Here is a 24631-nt window from a genome sequence, read left to right on the forward strand (position 1 = left end):
GAAACACCATCATGAACACCATTCATACAATTATAAAGCAAAGAGTCTCATTAGTAATTATACTCCTTGGTTTGCTGCTAAGCTGTTTACCGGCAATAGGACAGGTACACACCAATGTAGTAACCCCGCCAACAGGCCCGCCCGCAGTAGCAACAGTAAGCGGTCCCTCTGCCATCCCGCAGGGGACGGTTTCCAGTAACTATTCAGAAACCGGCTTAACTACAGGTTCTTTTGATTCATTTACCTGGTCGCTGAGCAACAGCTCGGCAGGTACTATTACTAATGGCAGCTACAACTCAGCAACCGTAACGTGGAACCCAGCCTTTACCGGTAATGTGTATATCCAGTTCAGCGCCACCAATTCATACGGCACCACGCCCGGAAACGCCAAGTCAACATTTGTATACATAGTACCGGTTATCAGTCCCGCTACAATAAACACTAATTATAACACTAGCCCCGGCGCCATCAGCATGACCAACACTGTTGATGCGGGCGGCTCGTTTCAATGGCAAAGCTCACCCGACGGCAGCAGCTGGACCAATATTACCGGAGCTTACTCCACTTCGTTTACGCCTGCCAGCCTTACCGCAACTACTTATTACAGGTTAACTGATTTTAACGATGGGTACGGCGGCGGATTCAATGTAGTCAGTAATACCAGCCAGGTAACAGTTTACCCACAACTGGTAGCTGGCGCGGTGATTTTAGGAGATGCCACAGCATATTATAACCACCAGGCCGCCATATCATGCGCTGCAGCAACAGGTGGTAGCGGGACTTATACCTACCAATGGCAAAGCTCTGCCAATGGCACCAGTGGCTGGACAAATGTCTCCGGGAAAACAGTGGCATCCATTATCACGCCAACCCTTACAGCCAAGACCTACTTTCAATTAATATCAACCAGCAATGGCGTAAGCGTAACGGGGCCAACCATAACCGTTTCGGTATACCCGCAGATCCAGTCGGGAACAGTTAGTCCGGCAACCCAAAGCATCAATTATAATACCACTGCAGGCACTCTTACCGGCACGGCAGCAACAGGCGGGAACGGCACTTTCACCTACCAGTGGCAAAGTTCGCCCGATGGGAGTACCTGGACCAATATTTCAGCAGCTACAGCATTAACCTATGCGCCAGGGGTTCGCACATCAACCACCTATTTTCACCTGGTTTCCACTGCTCCAAATGGCGACTTAGTCACCAGTGCCACAGCAACAGTAACAGTATACCCGCAGCTGGCAACCGGAACAGTTAGCCCGGCCACCCAAACTATCAATTACAACGCAGCAGCCGGCACACTAACCAGCACGGCAGCAACGGGTGGCAATGGCACCTATACCTACCAATGGCAAAGCTCGCCAGATGGCAGTACCTGGGCCAATGTTTCAGCTGCTACCGCATTAACATATGCACCCGGAGCCCGCACAGCAACCACTTATTTTCATATTATATCAACCAGCAACGGGGTAAGCGTAACCGGCCCTACAGCCACAGTAACGGTTTATCCGCAACTGGTAACAGGCACGGCCAGCCCCGTAACCCAAACCATCAATTACGGAGCAACGGCCGCAACCATAACCAGCACGGTGGCAACAGGCGGCAGCGGCACCTATACTTATCAGTGGCAAAGCTCTGCTAACGGCACCACCTGGGCCAATATCCCGGGGGCAACTGCATTAAGCTATGCACCCGGCACTGGTACAGCAACCACCTATTTTCATATCGTATCCACCAGCAACGGTGTAAGCGTAACGGGGGCAACCGCCACAGTAACGGTATATCCGCAACTGGTAACCGGAACGGCCAGCCCCGCAACCCAAACCATCAATTACGGAGCAACGGCCGCAACCATAACCAGCACGGCGGCAACAGGCGGCAGCGGCACCTATACCTACCAATGGCAAAGCTCGGCTAACGGCACCACCTGGGCCAATATCCCGGGGGCAACCGCATTAAGCTACGCTCCGGGCATTGGTACAGCAACCACTTATTTCCATATCGTATCTACCAGCAACGGAGTAAGCGTTACGGGGGCAACCGCCACAGTAACGGTATATCCGCAGCTGGTAACAGGCACAGCCAGCCCCGCAACACAAACCATCAATTACGGGGCAACGGCAGGAACTATAACCAGTACGGCAGCAACCGGCGGCAACGGTACTTATACTTATCAGTGGCAAAGCTCGCCCGATGGCAGTACCTGGGCCAATGTTTCAGCTGCTACCGCATTAACATATGCACCTGGAGCCCGCACAGCAACCACTTATTTTCATATTATATCAACCAGCAACGGGGTAAGCGTAACCGGCCCTACAGCTACAGTAACGGTATATTCGCAACTGGTAACAGGCACGGCCACCCCCGCAACCCAAACCATCAATTATGGGGCAACAGCCGCAACTATAACCAGTACGACGGCAACGGGTGGCAGCGGTACGTATACTTACCAGTGGCAAAGCTCAGCTAACGGTACCACCTGGGCCAATATCCCGGGGGCAACGGCATTAAGCTATGTACCAGGCATCGGTACAGCAACCACTTATTTCCATATTGTATCCACCAGCAACGGGGTAAGCGTAACGGGTGCAACTGCCACCGTAACGGTATACCCGCAGCTGGTAGCAGGAACAGTAACACCGGCAACACAAACCATGAATTATGGAATAGCAGCAGGCGCATTAACCAGTACGGCAGCAACAGGCGGTAACGGCGCCTATACCTACCAGTGGCAAAGCTCAGCTGATAATATAACCTTCAGCAATATCAGCGGTGCTACCGGCCTCAGCTATAGCCCGGGGGTCTTGGCCTCAAGCGCTTACTACCGGGTAGTGGCAAGCAGCAACGGCGCAACGGCCAATACCAATACAGCAACTGTAGTAATTATAACCGATTGTGTATTGCTGGCATCGGCCCCGCAGACAACAATGAATTATATAATTTCTTCAACGCCGAGGATCCCTAACTACAACCCGGCCTTATCAAATTATACCACCTGCGATGTTAACCAAACCATACAGTATATGGATGGCCTTGGCCGCCCTATTCAAACAGTACAGGTAAAAGGCTCACCTGCGGATAATGACATTGTGCAACCCATAGCTTATGATGCCTATAACCGGGAAGTAACCAAATATTTACCCTATGCTTTTACAACCGGGACAAGCGATGGCAGTTATAAAACGGATGCTTTAACCGCATTGGCAGGCCAAGCCCAATTTTATAACCCCAGCGGGAGTAGTACCATTACCCAGCAGGCTAATGGTATGGTAAATACCCTGTATCCATCTGCAACAACAGTTTTTGAGGCCTCACCTTTAAACCGGGTAACAGAACAAGGTGCACAAGGAACTAACTGGCAACCGGGCAGCGGGCATACGGTAACAATGGCCTATGGTACAAATGCAGCTAGCGATGTTATTTTTTGGAAGGTAAATGCCGCAAGTAACGGCCTAACCGGGGGCACTACCTACTATACTGCAGGCACCCTTTATGCCACTACTACTACTGATGAGAACGGCTTTAGCTCCATTGAGTATAAAGACCTGGATGGCAGGGTAGTATGTAAAAAAGCACAGTTAACCCCAACCGCCGGAAGCTATATTGCCACCTATTATGTTTATAATGATCTAAGTAAACTATGTTATGTGGTCCCGCCGCAACCGGCAGGCATAGCCTACCCCGCCAGTATATTAGAAACTGACGCGACATTTACGAGCTATTTATATGGTTACCATTACGACGAACGGAATCGGCTGATCCAAAAGAAAGTTCCAGGGAAAGGATGGGAATATATGGTTTATAACCAGCTCGACCAGCCGGTGCTTTCACAAGATGCTGTACAGCGGGCTGCCAATCAATGGACGGTCACCAAGTATGATGGAGCGGAGCGGGTGATAATGACAGGGTTATGGAACGCGGGATCGGCAATAGCGCAAAGCACCCTGCAAGCCAGCATTTATGCAGGGGCTCAATGGGATACCAGGGACTATACTGATAACGTTGACGGCTATAATATAACAAGCTACCCAGCAACCCTTACTAAAATACTAACCATTAATTATTACGACGACTATAACAATATCCCCGGCTTACCAACAGACTTTGCAGTAACTGGCTCCAGCAATATGACTAATGGCCTGTTAACCGCCTCAAAAGTCGCTGTGTTGAACAGCGCAACCGATATGTTATATTCAGCACTTTGCTATGATGACCTGGGCCGTAACGTAAAAAGCTACCGGCAGCATTACTTGAGCGGCGTGTTAAGCACACATAATTACGATGCTATAACAAATATATACAATTTTGCAAATGAGGTAACAGCCACAACTAGGCAACATTACACCAAAAATGCCGGCAATACAGCAGCCGTACTGGGCGTAACCATAGCAAATACTTATATATATGACCATATCGGACGTAAGATCCAAACTTTTGAAAAGATAAATGCAGGAGCCAATATATTGTTATCACAAACAGATTATAACCCTATAGGACAGCTAACCGCTAAACACCTGCACAGTGCAACAGGGGCAACGCCATTTTTGCAGGACATTAGTTTCAAATATAACGAGCGCGGCTGGCTGAAGCGGATCAACGATCCGGCCATGGTGCCAACAGCAACCCGTATGTTCTCGGAACAGCTGAACTATGATTCGGTTAAATTTGCAGCCCCCCCCAAATATAATGGCAACATAACAGAGCAAATGTTTCGTGTCTATAGCATCCCTACACCCGGCGCACAGCAGCATGTAGTTTATATCTACGATCCGTTGAACCGTTTAAATTCAGGTATCAGCAGTACAACTCTGAGTGAAACTGGCATTACATATGATAACCTGGGGAATATAAAAACATTAACTAGGGGAGCCAATACCGGTGCCTACAGTTATAATGGCAACCAGCTCACATCGGTAAGTGGCGTCACAAGTACAAACTATACCTATGACCTAAACGGTAATGTGTATCATGATGGCAGAACAGGTGCAACAGTAAATTATAACCTGTTAAACCTGCCGCAAACAGTAACTGATGGAGCCAATATTAACATTACCTACACCTATGACGCCACAGGACAAAAACTGCGAAAAGTAAGCACAGCAAGCGGCATAACTACCAATACTGATTATATAGTGGGCATCCAGTATAAAACAGATGAAACAACGATAGATTTTATCCAAACGGAAGAAGGACGGGCAATTAATAATGCTGGTGTTTATACTTATGAATATACCCTAACAGACCACCTGGGGAATAATAGGGTAACATTTGACCAAACCAATGGTAAGGTTGGCGAAGAAGACTTTTATCCGTTCGGCCTTAATATGGACCGGCAACTAAATGCAGGAAACAACTACCTTTACAATAGAAAAGAAATACAGGCGGAGTTAGGGCAATACGATTATGGCTCAAGATTTTATGACCCTGTTACCGGGAGATGGACAACTGTGGATATATCAACGGAACATAGCAGGCGATACTCACCTTATGCATATGGGTTTGATTCACCTATCGTATTTTATGATCCTGATGGTAACTGGCCTAGAATTGGTCAAATGTTGTCTGGCCTTGGCGGAATGTTTGGTGGGGCGGTTGCATTTTCAGGAGGTATTGCAATTGCAACGGGAGGTGCTCCAACCGGTGTAGCAATCGTTGGAGGAGTAGCACTTGCAAGTTATGGTGTAACAACCTTTGGTTTAGGGCTTGCTAATTTTATGAAAAGTTTTACAGATGACGACACAGAAATCCCCGGGTCCATTCCGGAAGTGATCGGTGTTGCTTATGATAAGGCCCACGGCGACCAAAATAATAATGGCAAAGTTATCGGTGGGGCAGTTAATTTAGCGGTAGATGTGGCTACTGGAAGAGAAGAATTAGACGGTATTGTTGATCTTATTGATACTTATTTCTTCATCAAAGGAGAAGTGTCTGAACCAGCAAAGAAAGAAGACCATAAAGAAGAGACCCCGAGGCCGGAAATAAATAAAACAGGAACGGAAACAGGCCCGTCTGGCTCTTCGTTGCCAGCACCCCCAGCACCTAACTTGCCTACACCTAAACCGCCATTACCATCGCCACCGAAGCCAACACCGAAGCCGGCACCTAAACCAGCGCCCAAACCAGCGCCTAAGCCAGCGCCGCCTAAGCCTCTACATGTTGTATTTCCTACTGATTAATATTAATATTATTAACAGGAAATAATTAAATTTGAAAAAATCAACTATGAATACAATCGTTTTGAAGAGCTATTATTTAACAAGGAGCTTATATTGGCTTATAGGGATAGGAATATTACTAAGTACGTTTATTTTTTTAGACCTTGATATGTCCAGTAGTGCTAAATACCAAATTAGTACTACAATTGTCGGCTTTGGAAGTATAATCGTGATTTATTTGAACCGATTGGAACCACATTATATTAAGTTCGACAGTGATACATTTACAATAGATTATATAAATAAATTAATTTTTAAGCCGGCTACTAAGATTTATCTTAAAAAAGAGAGCACCGTTTTATTAAAGAACGATAGTTTTATTTTGTATGACAATGGAGTAAAACAAGCGATAGTTCGCAGAAAAGCGTTAGATCAAAAAGATTGGGAGATTTTGAAAAAATATTTTGCAGGATAAAGAACTCCTAGAATTATTTACTTAAATGACTCAAAATGACGTTTTTTTATCTTTTATAAATAATTATATATGGAATCAGGAAGTGAAGACAGTAAAAAATATTATAAATTTATATTTTACTTTGATCATACAACTAAAAAATTATTTGTCTACAGCCCCTATACTAATCGTTATACAATAAATTGTGCAAATAAATGGTCATACGTAATTCATGCATTAATTTTAGCCTTGCTGGTTGGGATTGTCATATCAAATCCGCTATGGTAGTAAACAGAGGCAAGCCTCATAGCCAGTAATCCGATTAGGGCGCAAGGTTATATGATCTTGTAATAGCAAGGTGGACGATTGTGGATCCGCTGGCAGAAATTGACAGGCGTATAACACCTTAGACCTACACCTTTGATGATCCAATACGCCAGCTGCCGCAAGGTTTTTTCTGTCGCTGCCGCATGTGTCTCCGGCTTGTGGCCCGCAGGGCCGGTAGCCAATAAACAAATAGCCTGCAGGACAACAACCTGCAGGCTATTTTGCTTTATAAAGTACAACCACAAATTGTACTTTTAATTTATGAGCCGCAATTATAAATTACAGGAAGATTTATAGATTAAACAGTTGGATTACTTAGCACATGGGCCACAAGCCGAGGACGCTTGCGGCAGCGGGGGCTGTACCTCATGTTGATCAGCCAATTAATGCACCTATAGCAGACGGAGCCTCAGCAGCAAATGAATTTGTAACCCCTCCTGACCTTGAAGAGGAACTTACCCCCGCAGCTACCTCAACTCCTGCAGCTGCCACATCATCCCCCCCGGTTGTTAGTATTCATAACAGTGGCACTTTTACTTTTCCAACAACTCAGAGTTTAATCGAGCGAGAGAACCCCCTTTTACTACTTGACAACCTTCAAGGTAACGGAAAAGCGATTGGAATGTTTGACACTTATGCTACCGCTCAATTGGTGGATGGCACCTACAATATCAACGTTCAGTATATTAAAATAGAGGGTGATAGAAACTTGCTTGGTTTAGGGCAGGTAATGCGAACGTATGAAAACGAGGCAATTGCCGCTGGCGCAACTCAAATATCGATTCATGGATCAACTTTTTCTAATACCACATTTTTTAAATATTTACTGCAAAAGGCTGGAAATTTTGGTTATACTGCCACAGCAAGTACTAATGGCATAATTTTAAACAAAATACTAACTAATATTAAATAAATAAAATGGCAATTACCGCAAAAAGAATTCCGCTTGTATTAAAGTATTTTGGCGAAAGTGCAAGTGAAGGAGCCTACACAAAAATCATAACAGAAGACAACAAGCATGAGTATGAAGAGCTACTGCATTACCTTCAAAGTGATGAAATTCCGCTAATTGTCTGCAGGCTTAATACTGGAGATTGGACCTTGCTAACAACACATCGAGTTCTTTCAATGAACTCGGAAGGTTTAAGAATCATGAACCATGCGGAACTCACCTATTGCGACGTTGACAGGAAGTGGGAAATAGCTAATAGGGCCAGAAGTTTAGCCGATTTTAGTAAAATTGTTTTAAGAGATGTAAATAATAAAACTTTCACACTCACTATAGAAAAAGGTTATCCCATGGGGGGATTTTTAAATGCATTGTCTTTTATCCAGGGTTTGTTCCCTAAAGAGAAATAAATGTTTTCAAACTGAAGCTCGCCAGGCTCGTAATAGATTTCCCTTGCAGTTACATTATTATGGATTCTAAAAATATGGCAGTTACCCTAAAAAAAATTCCTATTGTACTAAAAAAATTTGGTGGAAGTGAAAGCCAGGGAGTTTATACAAAAATCATAACAGATGAAAATAAACACGAGTATGAAGAGTTGCAGCACTTCCTTGAAGGTGATGAAATTCCACTAATTGTTTGCCGGTTTAACGCTTCAGACTGGACCATGTTAACCACAAAACGGATTCTTTCGATGAATTCGGAAGGTTTAAGAATTATGAATCTCGCAGAACTCGTTTATAGCAATATTGATATGCCTGGTGAAGTAGCGCATGGCGCCAAAGGTTGGGCCGATTTTAGTAAAATAATTTTAAGAGATGTAAATAATAAAACTTTCACACTTACGATAGAAAAAGGTTATCCCTTTGGGGGATTCTTACAAGTACTGACTTCTATTCGAGGTTGGTTTCCTAAAGAGAAATAAATGTTTTCAAAATGAAGCTCGCTGGGCTCGTAACAGATTTCCTTTGCAGTTACAGTATTATGGATTCTAAAAATATGGCAATTACAGCAAAAAGAATACCGTTCCTGATGAGACCTTAGGACAGGTAACCAACAAGCAAAGTAGCCCGCAGGACAACAACCTGCAGGCTATTTTGCTTTTCAAGCCATTTGTATTCCAATAATTTATACCTGTGTATTTGAGGTTGTGCAATTGAGATCTTGTTCCACCTGTTCCACTTGTTCCATGCTGTTTCAAAAGGCTTGATTTTGTTCCATTTGTTCCCGTTGTGCACTTTGTTTCGCGGAACACGCTATAGTACCTACTGAAAACTATTGCTCATCTGGAATAACGGCAGGTACATCGCTATCAAAATAACCCCAACTATCAGCCCTAAAAATATGATGATAAGGGGTTCCATCATGCTGCTTAGGGTTGAGGTTTTGTATTCTACTTCATCAATGTATTGCTCGGAGATCTTGCCAAAAAAGAGGTCGAGCTGGTTGGTTTCTTCACCAACTTTTATCAGCTGGATCATTTTGGAAGGGTAAACTTTAAACTGCTGCAGGCTTTCGTACAGTGATTTTCCTTTCATAATATCATCCTCCACCTTTTGTAGTGATGATTCGATAGGGTAGTAGTTGATCATCTGCCTGATGAGGGCAATTGCCCGTAAAAGTGGTAACCGCGCGTTGATCAGTAAGCGCATGGAGTTACAAAACCGGGCCAGGTAGATCTTTTGTACCAGGTTACCAATCAGCGGTGTGCGCAGCAGGATCTGTGAAAATATTTGCTTGAACTTTTGTGTTTTGCGGGTAAACAGGATGAAGCCAACTATCAGTGCTACTAAGATAATAAACCGCCAAAAGTTGTTTTCCATGGCATTTGAAGCGCTGATGATCTTTTCGGTGATCCATGGTAGTTTCCCGCCGAAACGTTTAAATACATCGCCAAACATAGGTACAACAAATTTCAGCATAAAAAACACAGCACCTAAAGAGGTAGTCAACACCACGCAAGGGTAGGTGAGGGCCGAAACTATTTTGCGGCGCTGCTTTATTTTGTTCTGGTAAAACTTAGCGAGGTCGGATAATACTTCTATCAGCTTCCCGGTTTCTTCCCCTATCTGTAAGCTGTAAACCTCGTACAAGGAGAACTTCCCGGTTTGCTTCAATGCCTGCGAAAAGGTAGTTCCGCCTAAAACAGCCTCCTGGATCTTTTTATAAAGTTCCTTGTCTTTCTCTTTTTGCTGGTCTGCAGTGATCAGCTCAAAGCTGCTTTTTAAGTTAATGCCTGCCTGCAGCAAAGAACTAAGCTCAAGGTACAGGTACTCTTTCTTCTTATCGTTCAGCTCCTTACTGCCAAAGCTGATGTCACGATTAAGCAGGGCCATAAGGCCACCTTCATCTTTTTGTTTTGATGGCTTAACCGTTTTTTTTGCTTCGTATCTGCTCAGGTCAATTGATGGCATTTGGATTCTTTTCTATCAGGTTTTCGGAACTGTAAGTTTTATGATAATGGTAACCAATCTTTTCTTTTTGATATAGAGTTTCAAAGTCAAGTTCATCTATAATATTTTGCGCCGCTGTAGTTTGCAACTCCAGTAAAGGCACATTTTCAAAGCTTGCACTAACATCCTGATTTTGCACTTTAAAGGTATCAATCCTTGCAGCTTTTCTAACAATATAATCCGCAGAAAACTCATATCGTATTAAAATGCTTTCCTTCCTGAAAGAAAAACCGGCTGAATCCTTCAAAATAGTCTTGGATTGTTCAAAATCACGCTTTAAAACATGATCGAGGCTTACTAAAACAGCCATGTCATTATTCTTATTGGTAAATGAATTATAGGATTTGATGACGATTGAATACGAAGTATAAGTAACAGCAATAAGTATGGCAGCAATCAGCATAGTGATGGTTACTTCCATTATTGTAAATGCTTGTACTTTATATTTACTCATGGCTTACTATTAATCACCTTTTGTAATTCTGCAATTTTTTGCTGGTTGGCGTCAAAAGCGGTTAAATGTATTTCGGTAAGGCCCGCATTATCCTGGTAAGGCTTTACTTCCTGCTCAATCCTGAAATCGCCTGTGGTAACAGATTGGGTTGTGTTTTCAGAACTGTGTTCAGCCTTCAACATGGTTTCCTGTAATAAGGCTTGCGCTTTTAGTTTTTTTACAGATAGAGATAATCGTAAAACGTTGGTGTAGATCATCATAGCAATGCCGAAAACGATAACAATGATCACCATTGATACAATAACCTCCAATATGCTGGAAGCCTTTACCCGCCCTTTTAATTTGCTTCCAGCCATTGTAAAACTTTTTTCTTTTTTCCTGAAACAGGTAATAACCCACTGCTTAAATAATAGGGCGATAATGCTTTCGAGTTGATAGTGGCATTAATCAGGTAATTTTCAAACAGCGTAAATGAATTTTTGTACCAGAAACGACTGGTGAACACACTACCATCAATTTCGCTTTTATCATTCAACTGCACAATTCCCTGCGAATAAATCTGGCCAGTTATTTTAACATTTTTATCAGCTATAATTAATGGCTTTAATTGACTGTCCATTTTATCATAGGTAAATATCAGTCCGTTAAAACTGACGTTTTTCCCCATTGAGACTTTAGCCTGAAAATTAACAACTGGAGATTTAAAACGCAAAACACCCAAACAGGAAGGATAACCAAGCTCGCAATTTTGTTCAACCCGTATAGAATCGGTGGCAAACAGCTGGCAACTGCCATGAAACCCAGATTTAACAATAATTGCCCTGGCATACGCCTGGATGTTTTTAAAAACAGCGGTACTATCAATAGTTAAGGTTGTGTCTGAAAATAATATAACATTTCCGCTTATATAAATATTTTCAATGGTTTTGGCTGTTTTCTTAAAATTGAAAACGTGGGTAGGTCGTAAAAAAGAGTTTTGTAAAGAATCCTTTTTAGAGAGCGTGCTATCACCAATATTAGCCTGGGTAAAATACTGTTCAAATTGCTTTAATCTTTTTTCATCCAATGGAGGTAATTTTCTTTCACTGTTATGTTTAGTGCCGATGATAAATCGCTTGTCGCCCTCATAGGCTTTATTATCAATATAAGCAGCCTGAACACCTGCTTTGGGGATATAGGCATCCCCACGTATGGTGGTTTTGCCGCTTAATGAAAATGGCCTGTCCTCATCAATTAAATAAAGCGCTGCCCATTTAGTGGAGTCGATAGTGTTTGCGAAAGAAAAAGACTTAAACAATGTATCTCTCTGTGCAAAAGCTTTGACCGTCCCTATGTCATATACGCCCCACGGAATCCTTTGTATAGAAACCGAATCCATTTCGTTGCTAAATAGGCTGAATGTTTTTTCACGGGTAAAAGAAGTGTCCGTGCTATTTAACAGGATGTTTGTACCTGAACTTATATTGTTTTCCAGCTGATCCTGCCTGAATTTCCGCTGGTATTGGATCCTGTATAAATAAGCGGCAACAATTAAGGAAGAACAAAGCAGCCCGATTACCAGGGCAATAACAATGACGATATACAGCGCAGAAGCTTTGATCATTCAGGCTAACTTTTTGGATCAGCCTTTTCCGGCTGGCGTTTTCTTTTTCTGATAAGGGGTAACCTCTTCCAAAATGAAACGGTGCTATCTGGCAAAATTATGCCATTTTTCCATGATGACTTATGCAATAATGTGCCGTCTTCGTTCCAGTCTTTCCAGCTACCGGTCTTTAAGCCATTTTTATAAGTTCCCTGTTCCCTGAGGTTCTTATTTAAATAATACTCATTGTACTGGCCGTTTAGCAGCTTGCCGCTGTAGCCGCCTTGCGTAGCATGAATTGTATTAGCGCCATACCATACATAAAACAGGTCTTTTTTAACATCAGGTTTTGAGGTTGGCTGTTTTATTTCTGCCACAATTACCTTAGTCGGCTCAATGAGCCTTACCTTTTCAAAGCCTGAATTGGGCAGATCCTGGGCGTAAATGGCCCCGTTAACCAAACAAAAAGCGATGGTGATTAATCTTTTCATAAACCAGATGGCTTTATTGCTATGTATTTTATTTTCCCGTTATAGCTGATCTTGATCGAGTCGCGCATGTTTTTGATCAGCTTAACTTGTCTCTTAACCTCACCTTCAGTAAGCATTTCGTTTTGACCGTTAATACTTATCAAAGTTATTAATTTCTTTGACGCCGGGTTGCGGATATAGCCCGAATATTGGATAAAATTCCAGTTCATAGCAGGCTTTTGCGTTACAGGGATGATCCTATTCTGAATTCGTTTGACTGCGACAACATTTGTATCTTTTTGCTTTGTTACCCCAAATGGATCACGGTAGTTTAACAGCAAATGAGCGGTGTCTTTAGGGATGGAAAAATCATTATAGGCTTCTTTTTTAATATTGGTTTGCACAGGTACAACAGTATCATCGCTCCCTGCTGCGGCGTCAAAAATACGATAAATGATAATGCCCCATACTATTGCTACTATCAACCCTAAAAGATAGGTGACTTTTTTGTTCTTCATGACCTTTATTGTAAAACAAAGCTTCTTAACTCACTTGCCTGCCCCTCATTACCGGCAGCATCAAGGGCAGATACTTTCCAGTATATTTTGTCACCCGGGCTGCCCAGGTTGAAGCTATAACTCGTTGTGGTTACTGATAATGGAAAGCTGGTATTATAAAGTGAAGTGGAATCACTTTTAAACACATAAAGCTTATAACGCACAGCAGTTGTTACCGCACCCCACTGCAGTGTAACCGGCAGACTTACAGTTTGCCCGTTAGTTGGTGAAACCAACGCGGGTACAGCAGGCGGAGTATGGTCATAAATTATTGAATTTATGGCCGACCACCTGGATTGCGCGGTATCATTTTCAGCCCGTACCCGCCATTGGTATGACTGGTCTTTTGGGAAAGTATAATTAAGCTGCTGCCCCGGAATAATTTGGTTGGACAATATGGTGCTTTCGTTTGAAAAATTATTGGTATCGATCTCGAAACGATATTTGGTAGCACCAAACAAGCTTCCCCATTGAAAAGTTTGTACACTTTGGTTGGTGATGAGATTATTGGCCGGTGAATTAAGCTGGACAGTTTGTAGCTTAATTGATGACGCTTCAACTTCCAGGTCCCTTGGGTTTGCGAATGCGGTTTGCGAGCTGCCATTTTGTGCCAATACCCTCCATTGGTATTTACCCGGATCAAGGGTAAATGAAAACCGGTTTTTTGTAACGACGGTGTCAAGTACCAGGCCGCCGGGAGAAGCGAAGCTCTGCGAAACCACCTGCAGGCGGTACGATAGGGCATGCTCAACTTCGTCCCACCAAAAATTTATGGAATAGCTGCTGCTTTGATACTGGTCGGCGGGGGCCTCCAGTATAACTTGCTTCTTGCTTATTGACGGCTCAATGATTGCATCGCAGGATGCCAGGAACGCAATTCCAATCATCAGTAGGGCCGATAACGGATAAAGTTTTAGTCTTAAATTCATTCCGCACTAAATTACAAACTTCTTTGGTATTGTTTTAATTGGAAACAAACATTGCTTAATTAACCGGAAAATAATTAAAGAGGTAATCTGGAAAAGTGATTGGGTTTTACTCTCCGAAGCGGGAGACGAGGCAGAGCATAAAGCCAAAGAGAACTTGGGGGCGAAGAACGCGGTTAAGTCCGCTATTATCTGGGATGGAGGTATGAACGATACAGCAAATACATATGCATACGTCAACAAAAGAACATGTTGGCGATGACACAACCATTTGTGAAAAACAATACAGCTCATTAATCGGTATTTTACGTGTTTGCAAATAGCCTCCCTAAACAGCGCGCTAAAACCTCGCTGGTTAAAAATTAAAGCCCAGGGCAATTTTAAAACTATCTTGTAATATGCTTGTACATAGTGTTTTAAGTTGTGAAATTGCAAATAAATTATTAGCAGGGAAATTTTGAATAGCCATCTTTTGGCACTAATAAAATAAAGCTTTCTAAGGAATTAATTAAATCAAATTATTACTTACAGCCACCTTTATTAGTGCTGCCGTGTTTTTTACTTTATATTTCGACAGCATGTTTTTGCGGTGAAAATCAATAGTGGTAACATCCACAAAAAGCGATTCTGCAATCTGCGGATTGGTATAACCATCGGCAATCAGCTCAAGAACTTCCCTTTCACGTCTGGTAAGCGGCGGGAGGTCGGTGGCATCGGTTTTACGAAGCGCCATTGATACAGAGCGGCTAAAATAGGTTTTGCCTTTTGCCACAGTTCTTATGGCTTCAATTATCTCCTGCCTTGATGCATCTTTTAAAACATAGCCGCTGGCTCCGCTTTCGGTCATTTTACGGATAATTCCCGGCTGGTTATTTATGCTCAATGCTAAAACAACTATCCCGGGGTATTTGTCTTTTACCAGCTTGCAAAGCTCAATCCCTGTTGTATCAGGCAAGTTTATATCCATCAAAATAACATCCGGTTGCCGGCTTTGCAATACCTGGACCAGGTTTTCGCCGCTATTACAGGAAGCAGTATACTCCATATCAGCTTCAGCAGCAATAAATGCCCTTACGCCCTCCGTCACTAAGCTATGGTCCTCAACCTGGATGATCTTTATCATAATTAAACCGGTAATTGAATAAATATTGACGTTCCTTTGCCCGGCTCCGACTTCACATCTATATTCCCCTTCAAAAAGTCGACCCTGCTTTTTAAATTTTTGTAGCCCATGCCTTCTGCAACTGACAACTCTGATAATTCAATCCCCTTACCATCATCTTCAACCGTTATCCCTAACACATTCTCTTTAAGGGTGATCTGCACTATGGCGCTTTTAGCATCAGCGTGCTTAACAACATTGTTTATCAACTCCTGCACAATGCGGTAAACTGCTATTTTAACGGCTTCGTCTGCCTGTAACTTATCAATGCCAAAGCTTTGATAAGTTACAGGCAGAGCGCCACTGTGTGTAACCTGGTGGCAGTAATCTTCAAGCGCATCGTTCAGGCTCAACTTAAGCAAACTTTCCGGCATCATATTATGCGCCACACGCCTAAGTTCAGTAATTGACTGATCAAGCATGTTCATTGTTTTTTCAAAGGCTGCAGCATTTTCTGCACTAATAATCATGTTTTGTTTCATACTGCTTAAAGAATATTTGGTACCTGTTAATATTCCCCCAAGTCCATCATGAAGATCTTTAGCAAGGCGGCTTCGCTCAGCTTCCTGCCCCTCCATCAAGGCTTGCGTTGATAATAATTCTTTTTCTTTTTCCAATATCTGGATCTGTTGTTCCTTTAATTCTCTTTCAGATATTAGCAGTTTTTCTTTACGGATGCTGTTGTTGCGCAATAGCCAGGCTATAATAAGCAATGCCACTACGGCACAGGTTAAAACCACTATATAAATACTGCGTTTTTGAAGTGTAAGCTCCCTGATCTGCTTTTCCTTATTCAGGTTACTTATTTCTGCCTCTTTTTTTGATACGTTATATTTAGTTTCAAGCTCCTGGGTATTTATCAGGATCTGGTCTGCATGAAGTTTTGCTCTTACTGAATCCTCTAAAAGCCGGTTATGGTGATATGCCGCAATATTTCCCGTGAGCAGTTCAACATCGCCAAGTACGCTGTAATCTTTCTCCTCAACCAAAATTGCCCCGGTTTCCTGAGCAATAGCCACTGATGTTTTAAGGTGCGATTTAACAGACACGTAGTCTTTTTGATTAAATGCGTATAACGCTAAAAAATATTCTGCATCAGCAAGGACTCTTTTGTTTCCGGTTTCTTTACTCAACAGCATTATCTCATCTGTATAATTTTTCAATAGATCATACTTATCCTGCAAAACGAAAATATTATTAAACGCTACCAGCTCACTTAACAGCGCAATTTTGTCGTTTAACCGTTCGCTAATTGCTTTTGCCTCCTTTAAAAGGGCTAACGCTTTATTTAATTTTCCCAAATTCACATAAACAAAACTTACGTTTAACAAGGCTTCCTGCAGCACATTTTCGTTATTAACAGACCTGCTAACCGCAATTGCTTTTAATCCGTATTCAAGCGCCTTTTGCGGCGAATGGCCTACAGAAGAAAAGATCCCCAGTATATTAGCATAAACAGCGGCAAGATGTTTTTTATCGTTAAGCCTTTCATAGGCTGCAACAGCCTTCAAGTAATAAGCATATGCCTTTTCAATATCCGAGGCATCGGTATAACAACCGGCGATATTATTATAGGCTGCTCCTTTAAAATAATCGTTATTGGTGGTTTCTGCCAGGGCAACAGCTTTTAATGCCATGTTTATGGCTTCAAAGTTTTTGGCCTTTGAGCTTAATACGTCACCATAACAAGCATAATACTTTAACAGGCCTGTTTTGTTTTTTAAACGGATTGCTATAGCATAAGCCATATTGTAATAATAAAGAGCCGAATCAGGCTTGCTGCCGGCATATACCTTATACCCCAGGCCAATCAGGTTCATCATTTTGGTGCTGTCGTCCATCGAGTTTTTAACCGCAGCAAAATACTTCGCACGATCTTTTGCATTATCCTGGGCCGCGCTTTTAAAAGGCGAAAGGACCAGGTAAAACGAAAACAGTAAAAGGTACCTCATTTATTATTATATATTATATATAAGCAACAATGTAAAAGTGAGATTTATTTTTTCATAAAAAAACTCCCTTTTTAGGGAGTATGGTGTTGGTCATCAACAAGATACTTTTGGATTGTAATAAGTATTAAAAGTTGTTCATTCTAATAAAACAAAACAATATCATGAAGTATTTTAAAATTCTAATTGCCACAATAGCCCTGGGTTCGCTAACCCAGCTTGGCAGTGCACAAATACTAAAACCAGGTGAAGTAGCCAAAGAAGCCGGCACCAGCGAGGTAAACAACACCGAAAGCAGCACCATTAACAGTGGGGTTGATAAAGCAGCCGGGGCCATAAAGGGTTTATTTAAAAAGAAGAAAAAAACAGACTCAGCACCTGCCGCGGCAGCAAACGCTCCGGCAGCTCTGCCGCCTCCAACTCAGTCTGCGCAAGGGATGGTTAATCAACAAGGCCCAATAAGCGCCTACAATAACTACGACTTTGTGCCCGGCGACCAGATTGTTTTTGATGATAACTTTATGGACGACCAAAACGGCGAGTTTCCGGCACATTGGAACTTAGGCGCAGGGCAGGCTGTGGTTAACACGATAGCCGGTCGGCCTGCATTTTTATTGACAGATGGCAACTATGCACATGTTAGCCCGCTGATTAAATCGCCATCGTACCTGGGTGATGCATTTACTATTGAGTTTGACGATTATAGCAGCGGCGGGTATCACCCCAAACTATATTTCTACAACAGTAACGCCAACGCAATTGCTGCAACAAGTGACCAGGCCTATGTAAGTTTAGGTACCGACGTAATTGGGGTTGTAAACAAAACAACCGGCCTTGATTTGCAGGGAAAGATCCCGGCAGACATCCTTGGAGAAAAGTATCTGAATAAATGGCATCACATAGCTATTGCTTACCGTAATAACCAGATTAAGGTATATGTGGACCAGTATCGCGTTGCAGTTGCGCCAAACCTGGGCACCAAGCCCCGTGCATTTGATATAGAGGGAATAGGCGATCCAAACAACCCTATCATAATAGCCAATGTACGCGTTGCCAACGGCGGTGGAATGACCATGCTGGGTAAAAAGTTTACAGATGCTAAAATTATCACCCACGGGATAAACTTTGATATTGACAAGGCTACTATTAAGCCCGAAAGCATGGGTACACTTAACATGATAGTTGGCATATTAAGAGATAACCCCGATTTGAAATTTGAGGTGGATGGGCATACCGATAATACCGGTGGAGCAGCCCACAACGCAACACTTTCACAACAGCGGGCTGATGCCGTAAAAGCACAATTGATAACCATGAGCGTTGATGCCTCACGCCTTACTACCAAGGGTTTTGGCGACACTAAACCTATCAGCGATAACCTTACACCCGAAGGCAAAGCGAATAACCGCCGGGTTGAATTTGTAAAACAATAAACATCAATTAAAATAATAAACTCAAAAATAACTACTATGAAAAAGAAAGTAATGTACTTAGCACTGGTTGCCTTATCGTTTTTTGCATACTCGTGCAGCACCAAAAACGACCCTACGCCAACCAATACAACCTTTAAGTTTACGGTTAACGGAACTGCATATACAGAAACAGCAGCTGCCGATTCTACCACATCAATATCAGGCGGAACAAAAAACCTGAATGCCCTGGGTATAACAGGTCAATCGGTTGATAAATCGGCACAGGCGGCCATTATATTTTTCTGGGCAGGCACCGCTAAACCCAAAGCAGGCACATATACTGTAGTTGGCGATGCTACTAAAATTGCGGCAGGGCAGGTAGCTGCTTTGATAATAGATAAGGTAACCGTGGCCAAACAGGGTTTGTATGGAACTACCGGGTTAGACGGCACATCAATAACAGTAGCAGTGAGCGCATCAGGAAAAATATCGCTTACTATACCATCGGTAGCTATCAAAGGGTCGAATTTTGATAACACCGATCCAAAAAATACGGTTATTACTGATGTTACCGGGTCTATTTCCGGTTCGGCAGGGGAATAGCAATAAGCTTAGCATACCGAATAAAAACTACATAGCAGGCCGGTAATTATTACAGGCCTGCTTTAAAAATCCCAACAATATGAAAAAGATGCTTTTTTTGATCGGCATTGGTATGCTGATATATTGCGGCTTACTTGCGCAGCCCGCCACCTTCCCTATAACCGATAAGCAGCCGGCACTGGTTGACGGACTTGAATTGGGTTACGTTATCAAATCAACCGAAGTAAAGACCGTAAGCAATAAAGGCGATTTTAGCCGCTACTCGGTAAGTTTTTACGTTCGTAACACTACGAACCAGGGCAAAATAATGCTATATAAACAGGGTTGGAACGTGTTGAACAACGTATCAGACCAATTGGCCCAGTTTAATTGTTTGAACGCTACCGGCGCCAGGCTAACATCAAAAGAAGCAATTATTAATGCAGAAGCCTGCAACGTGCTGGCGATGGTGAACGACTGCGACCCCAAAAAGGTTGACAGGAAGAAACAATTTGTGCAAATAGGCTACTGGATAAAACCCGGCCAAACCATAAGCACCACCGCTATTTTAATTACCCCTTTAAATACCCTGCCCGATGTGCAGGCAACCTACCTTGCCAGCCAGCTAACGCCACTTTCATCGGCATCAATAGGTGGCCCGCAACTGATATCTGTAGCAGGTGACCAAAATAGCCCGCAACCTCCGGCTGACGGGCAGGGCTTTGTAAAACTGAAAAACAACTTTAACAACATGTACCTGAATAACCAGCAAGGCCCGCCGGAGGCAACAAATATTGATGTAGGCTGGTGGAGCGCCCAATGGCAGGTTATAGCCATACCCAACAGCCGCTATGTTAACCTGAAAAATAGATGGAAAGAGAACTACCTGTTGGTTGACCAGCGCGGCTATGTAACGTTTACAGATAATTATAACGACCGCGCAGGCTTTTGGACAATGGAATCTACCAACGACCAAAATGTTTTCAGGTTCCGTAACCTGATGACGGGCGGCTACCTGTGCATCGCCGCTAACGGTGTATTGATCCAATCAAAAACTCCTGTTAATAATTTTTGCTCGGGTTGGCTAATGGAGCAACCCTGATAAGCAAGGTGCTTTTACAGCACTGACTAATATAAAAACCTAAAACAATGAAAAAAATAATATACACCATAGTCTTACTTGCAGCGGTAACCACGCTTAACGCGCAGGGTATTTTAGGTAAGCTAAAAAATAAATTAGCCAGTGGCGCTTCAAAAGATGTGCAAAGCCAGGTGGTAAACCAGGCGGGCAGTCCAGGTTCGTCAAAGGCTCCGGACGGCAGCATGGTAAAGTACACCGATCCTGCTACAGTTGGAACGGTATTAATGAGCTACACCCAAGCGGAACGGGGCAACCATCCCGACGGCTTTGATATATGGTTCCTGTCTGTACAGGTTGCGAACAACCAAATAGTGGCTAAAATAGCCGAATCTAATATAGTGGTGTATAGCTATAGCGGCGGTCGGCTTCAAAAAACCGGCGAAACACCGCCCAATATCAACCGTAATACTTTAAAAAATGGCAGCGAGATTGAGCTGTTCAGCAAAGATTTTACGCAAACTGATATGGGCAATGCCATGCTGAAAAACGGGCATAATGTTACCAGTGGCATGATCCCCGGCAAGGCCGAACAAACCTTTACTTTTAATGGAAAAGTGGTAGGCCGCTTTGCAATGGCGCAAATTGCGCATAATGCCGACTCAACAGTTGTTGCTGTAGCAGGGATGAGCGTTACAGGTGGAATGAGCTATCATTTAAATCCGTCAAATGGTGCCCAAATAACCCTGCCAAAAGGCTACGGCGCACTGCCCCTTATTAGCCCCGACGGTAAAATTACGGCAGCGCTGTTTGGCGTGGATAAGAAGGTGATCCTATCAACCGGAGCCACTTATACAATAAACGACCCATCGAACAACCAAATTTGGCTACGCAATACGGGTAATGTTTTTTACATCCCCTCTATCGGTAATTCGTTGGTTATGGAACGTAACGGCACTCTGTTTTACAAGTTTAATAACCCTGTTGATTTAAAACGCGTGTTTTTAAACGCCAATGAAACGGGTATGGCATGGGAGGGATACCGTGGTCTGTACTTCTCGGATGGTACCATATTTGAAAATGCATCAGCGCCCACTAAGGTGGTACTTGACAACAAGGAAGTGATTGTGTTTTTAGACGTTGACACCAATAACGGTAACCTTTACCTATGTAAACACGATTTGTAGAATAAAGCTATGGGAAAGCATTGTTTATGGCCTGTTTAGCGCAGGCCGTTGACCTGCGCTAACGGATTTGCCCCTTTCAGGCTCAGTAATAATAAGGTAGAACCCAAAACTGAAAGCCCTGAAAGGGCGCAACTCACCAGCACGGTCGCAGGCCTGTGCGATGGCGAAATGTTCGAATATATGACAACGCATTATTAAAATCTATCTATCAAAAACATGAAAAATAAATTTTACTTGGCAGCACTGTTATTTATAACATCGGCTATACACGCTCAAACCATTACGTTGCCGCCATTTTTAAGGTGGGAAACCAACAATGCTCCCGGCTGTAAAAACGTGTTTATTACTAAAGACAGCATGTTAATGGCCGTGAAAAATAAGTGTGTGAGCGAAGGCGTGTTGGCAAACTGGAGGCCTTCTATAGGGCTGAGCAATGATAAGCTGCACTTTGCCATACCTGCAAACGCTACTATACAACTTACCATCACTTATAAATTTAAACCGGCCCAAGGCGATGTACTATCGTTTTACGGCACCTTCGACCCTGAAAGCGACAATAGTGATATAGCTTTTAGCAGATCATTACAAATGAAGGGCGGTGAAAGCAGTTTACCTGCTTCTGGTGGGTTTACAACGGCGGTGCTACTGGTAAATTTCAGCAACGAAAGCGATAAGCCTGTATGGAATGCACTTACTGCACTAAAAGGTTCCATGAATTTTAGTTTTAATGTTACAGCTAACGGTGGCGAAACGCACCAGGGCAGTTATGCGGTAATTAAAAATGTTAAACTGGAAGTAAAGTAAAATAGAGTTAGGGAAGATTATTGAAACTTAATATTTATAAGATGAAAAGATATTTTAGCATAGCGGTATTTATCCTGATTTCCGCAAAATTGTTTGCCCAAAGCGGCCCCGATTTAGTGAGGGCAATGCGTGGCGGTCGTTTGTCGCTCAACGCCGAAAAAAGCATCTTGTCGGCCGGCGAACAAACGCAAATAAATATCGATGTATTTATCCCGCCTGATGTTAATTCGGTAACCGGCGAGGCAAACGGAGATGGGCACCCCGTACACATGTCTGATGCTGCACATACGCTGGCAAGTGCGGATTTACCCATCTCATATCATGCCCAAAACTGGAAGATTTTGCAGGGTGGAGGTTCATTGGATATAGTTGATGAATATTTAGTGCGCTATACCGCTCCAGGCCAGGCGCCAGGGGATAATACTATGGTGATCTCGGTAGAGCTGATACCCACCGGGCACGACCTGCCTAAAGTGGTGTTGTTGAAGACCTTGTATTTTGAAGACGGGGATAATATTTTTGCTTTTAATGTGCCAGCATCAGGCATTAACGATGCGCGTTACAGCCAGAAAACAACCGGTGCCAAGGCGTCTGCCACCAATCCGTCAACAGTTGCAGCTATCGACCCGGCCATCCTGGCCCGTATACCGGCTGCCGACAGGGCAAGACTGCGGGCTCAAAAAAACCATGTTGATGCAGCGGTACAAGCCAGCAATGTAAACCTGGTAAGCCTTACCAGTAACGCAAATGCAATATTCGACCCTTCAAATAATGTAACAATAATAAAGTTTATAGGCCTCGGGCGCGATTTGGGCCCCGGTCACCCTTCAGCCGCTGGATCCGGTATAATGATAATAACTTATACCGGCGGGTTAACCAAAGGGGTACATCCGTTCAACGGTATATCAAATGCGATATCGTTCAGTCCCGACCTGCGGCCCGGCATAAAAACCTGCGCATGCGCCATGCAAGGCAATCAAAGCCTTCAAAGGTTAAAATGTGGTGGTACACTTACCATAACAAGTATGGACGGCGATTTCATAAAAGGCACCATCAGCTCCACTATATGGAACAACAAAACCGGACAGGATAAAACCTTTAACCGGGGAACCGTTTATGGTGTATTTAAAATAAGGAAAGCATATTAATAATATCCGCATGAAAAAAATAGTGTTATTATCAGTGTTGTTCGCTTGTTTGCTCTTTAATGCGCAGGCACAAAAAAAAGATGTTAAAGCAGGTTTCCGCAAGCAAACGCCAGCCGAGACACGGTTTTTAAACAGCCTTCACCAGTCGTTATACGCATCACTGCCGCATGTTTACAAGGATTGGAAAACAGCCCCGGAAAACAGTTTCGACGCGATAAAATATTGGTGCGACATCCCAACCCAATGGCATGACTGTACCGCCGATATCCCAACCAGTATTGGGCATGGGGATCCCTGGGCGCTGGATTGGCAGGTAGATTTTGTAATGCCCGACGAGCAGAGCAGTGGCCTTATGATGGCAGCCATGAAAGGGGTAACTGATTACACCAACGGGCAGCAGGTTGCAACTTGCCTTAAGGCTACCAACAAAAGCAAACTGGGCATTTATATATATGCCAATGTTTCATCCGGTGTTACGGGCGCTTTCCCAATATCTTATTGCGGTAAAACGCCACCGGTAACAATCCCGTTGCCTATAGCTGCAACGCTGGCAGTAAAGGGGATTCGGTCTGTTGATTGCCCTATAATGGACGGGGGGCGCGTGAGTATGTCGGGAAATTATTATGATAATGCAGTAGTGTTTCTTGGTAAACAGGTTAGCAGCAAAACCACATCAACAGGTAGCGATGGCCTTACCACAACCCGTTATGCTATCGGCTTCGACAAAACCCGTATCGGTAAGCTGGTGGTTCAAAATATCGTGGTAACATTTAAAGGCGATTCGGCAGATATTGATGAAGCCATAAAGCTGATTGACTGGCAAAAATTAAGTGATTTAATTGAAAGATAATTGTTAGGGATGGCGTCGCAAAGCAGGCTGGGGCGAGCCTGGCCTGTGAGCGGCCCAAAATTCAATATTGACAAAAAAACTTTATACATATAGTATGATACCCGGTGAATACGGGGAGTGATTAAGTAT

At 43.2% G+C, this 24631-nt stretch carries 22 protein-coding genes; 12 read left to right on the forward strand and 10 right to left on the reverse strand.

The features are described 5' to 3' along the window. Positions 1-11: 11 nt before the first annotated feature. From BUE31_RS02030 to BUE31_RS02055, 5 genes are all read left to right on the forward strand, one after another. Positions 12-6179, forward strand: coding sequence for a DUF6443 domain-containing protein (locus tag BUE31_RS02030; protein WP_083619254.1), 6168 nt, complete (start codon positions 12-14; stop codon positions 6177-6179). A 46-nt stretch (positions 6180-6225) separates the two neighbouring features. Then, the gene (locus tag BUE31_RS02035) at positions 6226-6633 is read left to right on the forward strand and encodes a hypothetical protein (RefSeq protein ID WP_073399762.1); all 408 of its coding nucleotides are present in this window, start codon (positions 6226-6228) and stop codon (positions 6631-6633) included. 628 nt (positions 6634-7261) lie between these two features. Continuing rightward, positions 7262-7852 carry a hypothetical protein gene (locus BUE31_RS02045; RefSeq protein WP_073399766.1) on the forward strand — a complete coding sequence of 197 codons (591 nt, stop codon included), beginning with the start codon at positions 7262-7264 and terminating at the stop codon, positions 7850-7852. A 5-nt stretch (positions 7853-7857) separates the two neighbouring features. Beyond that, entirely contained in the window at positions 7858-8298 is a 441-nt protein-coding gene (locus BUE31_RS02050; protein WP_073399768.1) for a hypothetical protein, read from the forward strand. A 74-nt stretch (positions 8299-8372) separates the two neighbouring features. Further along, positions 8373-8813, forward strand: a complete 441-nt coding sequence (locus BUE31_RS02055) for a hypothetical protein (protein WP_234997734.1) — start codon at positions 8373-8375, stop codon at positions 8811-8813. Between the two features lie 115 nt (positions 8814-8928). Here the strand turns inward: BUE31_RS02055 and BUE31_RS02060 are convergent, their stop codons facing one another. From BUE31_RS02060 to BUE31_RS02105, 10 genes are all read right to left on the reverse strand, one after another. Then, a complete protein-coding gene (locus BUE31_RS02060; RefSeq protein WP_073399772.1) occupies positions 8929-9126 on the reverse strand; it encodes a hypothetical protein in 198 nt (65 codons plus the stop codon). Positions 9127-9153: 27 nt separating this feature from the next. Beyond that, positions 9154-10302 (reverse strand): type II secretion system F family protein, encoded by a 1149-nt coding sequence (locus BUE31_RS02065; RefSeq protein WP_083619257.1) that lies wholly within the window; start codon positions 10300-10302, stop codon positions 9154-9156. Continuing rightward, a complete protein-coding gene (locus BUE31_RS02070; RefSeq protein WP_073399774.1) occupies positions 10289-10795 on the reverse strand; it encodes a PulJ/GspJ family protein in 507 nt (168 codons plus the stop codon). The genes BUE31_RS02065 and BUE31_RS02070 overlap by 14 nt, the downstream gene beginning before the upstream one ends. Further along, positions 10792-11151 (reverse strand): hypothetical protein, encoded by a 360-nt coding sequence (locus BUE31_RS02075; RefSeq protein WP_073399776.1) that lies wholly within the window; start codon positions 11149-11151, stop codon positions 10792-10794. The genes BUE31_RS02070 and BUE31_RS02075 overlap by 4 nt, the downstream gene beginning before the upstream one ends. After that, a complete protein-coding gene (locus tag BUE31_RS02080) occupies positions 11133-12398 on the reverse strand; it encodes a hypothetical protein (RefSeq protein WP_073399778.1) in 1266 nt (421 codons plus the stop codon). Before BUE31_RS02080 ends, BUE31_RS02075 begins: the two co-directional genes overlap by 19 nt. Before the next feature lie 5 nt (positions 12399-12403). Further along, entirely contained in the window at positions 12404-12868 is a 465-nt protein-coding gene (locus tag BUE31_RS02085; protein WP_073399780.1) for a toxin-antitoxin system YwqK family antitoxin, read from the reverse strand. Beyond that, positions 12865-13365 carry a hypothetical protein gene (locus BUE31_RS02090; protein WP_073399782.1) on the reverse strand — a complete coding sequence of 167 codons (501 nt, stop codon included), beginning with the start codon at positions 13363-13365 and terminating at the stop codon, positions 12865-12867. The genes BUE31_RS02085 and BUE31_RS02090 overlap by 4 nt, the downstream gene beginning before the upstream one ends. 5 nt (positions 13366-13370) lie before the next feature. Next, positions 13371-14333, reverse strand: coding sequence for a fibronectin type III domain-containing protein (locus BUE31_RS02095; protein ID WP_073399784.1), 963 nt, complete (start codon positions 14331-14333; stop codon positions 13371-13373). Between the two features lie 505 nt (positions 14334-14838). Beyond that, entirely contained in the window at positions 14839-15453 is a 615-nt protein-coding gene (locus tag BUE31_RS02100) for a response regulator (protein WP_073399786.1), read from the reverse strand. Positions 15454-15455: 2 nt separating this feature from the next. Next, positions 15456-17444 carry an ATP-binding protein gene (locus tag BUE31_RS02105; RefSeq protein WP_073399788.1) on the reverse strand — a complete coding sequence of 663 codons (1989 nt, stop codon included), beginning with the start codon at positions 17442-17444 and terminating at the stop codon, positions 15456-15458. 161 nt (positions 17445-17605) lie between these two features. On the opposite strand from BUE31_RS02105, the gene BUE31_RS02110 reads away from it, so the two are divergent. The 7 genes from BUE31_RS02110 (at position 17606) to BUE31_RS02140 (ending at position 24502) form a co-directional block, all read left to right on the forward strand. Beyond that, positions 17606-18874, forward strand: coding sequence for an OmpA family protein (locus BUE31_RS02110; RefSeq protein WP_073399790.1), 1269 nt, complete (start codon positions 17606-17608; stop codon positions 18872-18874). 36 nt (positions 18875-18910) lie between these two features. After that, on the forward strand, positions 18911-19456 hold the full coding sequence (locus BUE31_RS02115; protein ID WP_073399792.1) for a hypothetical protein: 546 nt from the start codon (positions 18911-18913) through the stop codon (positions 19454-19456). A 79-nt stretch (positions 19457-19535) separates the two neighbouring features. Continuing rightward, positions 19536-20537: an RICIN domain-containing protein gene (locus BUE31_RS02120; RefSeq protein ID WP_073399794.1), complete on the forward strand. Its 1002-nt coding sequence runs from the start codon at positions 19536-19538 to the stop codon at positions 20535-20537. A 47-nt stretch (positions 20538-20584) separates the two neighbouring features. Further along, on the forward strand, positions 20585-21700 hold the full coding sequence (locus BUE31_RS02125; RefSeq protein ID WP_073399796.1) for a hypothetical protein: 1116 nt from the start codon (positions 20585-20587) through the stop codon (positions 21698-21700). A 216-nt stretch (positions 21701-21916) separates the two neighbouring features. Beyond that, positions 21917-22504: a hypothetical protein gene (locus BUE31_RS02130; protein WP_073399798.1), complete on the forward strand. Its 588-nt coding sequence runs from the start codon at positions 21917-21919 to the stop codon at positions 22502-22504. A gap of 41 nt (positions 22505-22545) precedes the next feature. Next, positions 22546-23652: a hypothetical protein gene (locus BUE31_RS02135; protein WP_073399800.1), complete on the forward strand. Its 1107-nt coding sequence runs from the start codon at positions 22546-22548 to the stop codon at positions 23650-23652. Positions 23653-23662: 10 nt separating this feature from the next. Then, entirely contained in the window at positions 23663-24502 is an 840-nt protein-coding gene (locus BUE31_RS02140; RefSeq protein ID WP_073399802.1) for a hypothetical protein, read from the forward strand. Positions 24503-24631 lie beyond the last annotated feature (129 nt).

Origin of the sequence: Mucilaginibacter sp. OK098, assembly GCF_900142915.1 — a bacterium.
Lineage (GTDB): Bacteria > Bacteroidota > Bacteroidia > Sphingobacteriales > Sphingobacteriaceae > Mucilaginibacter.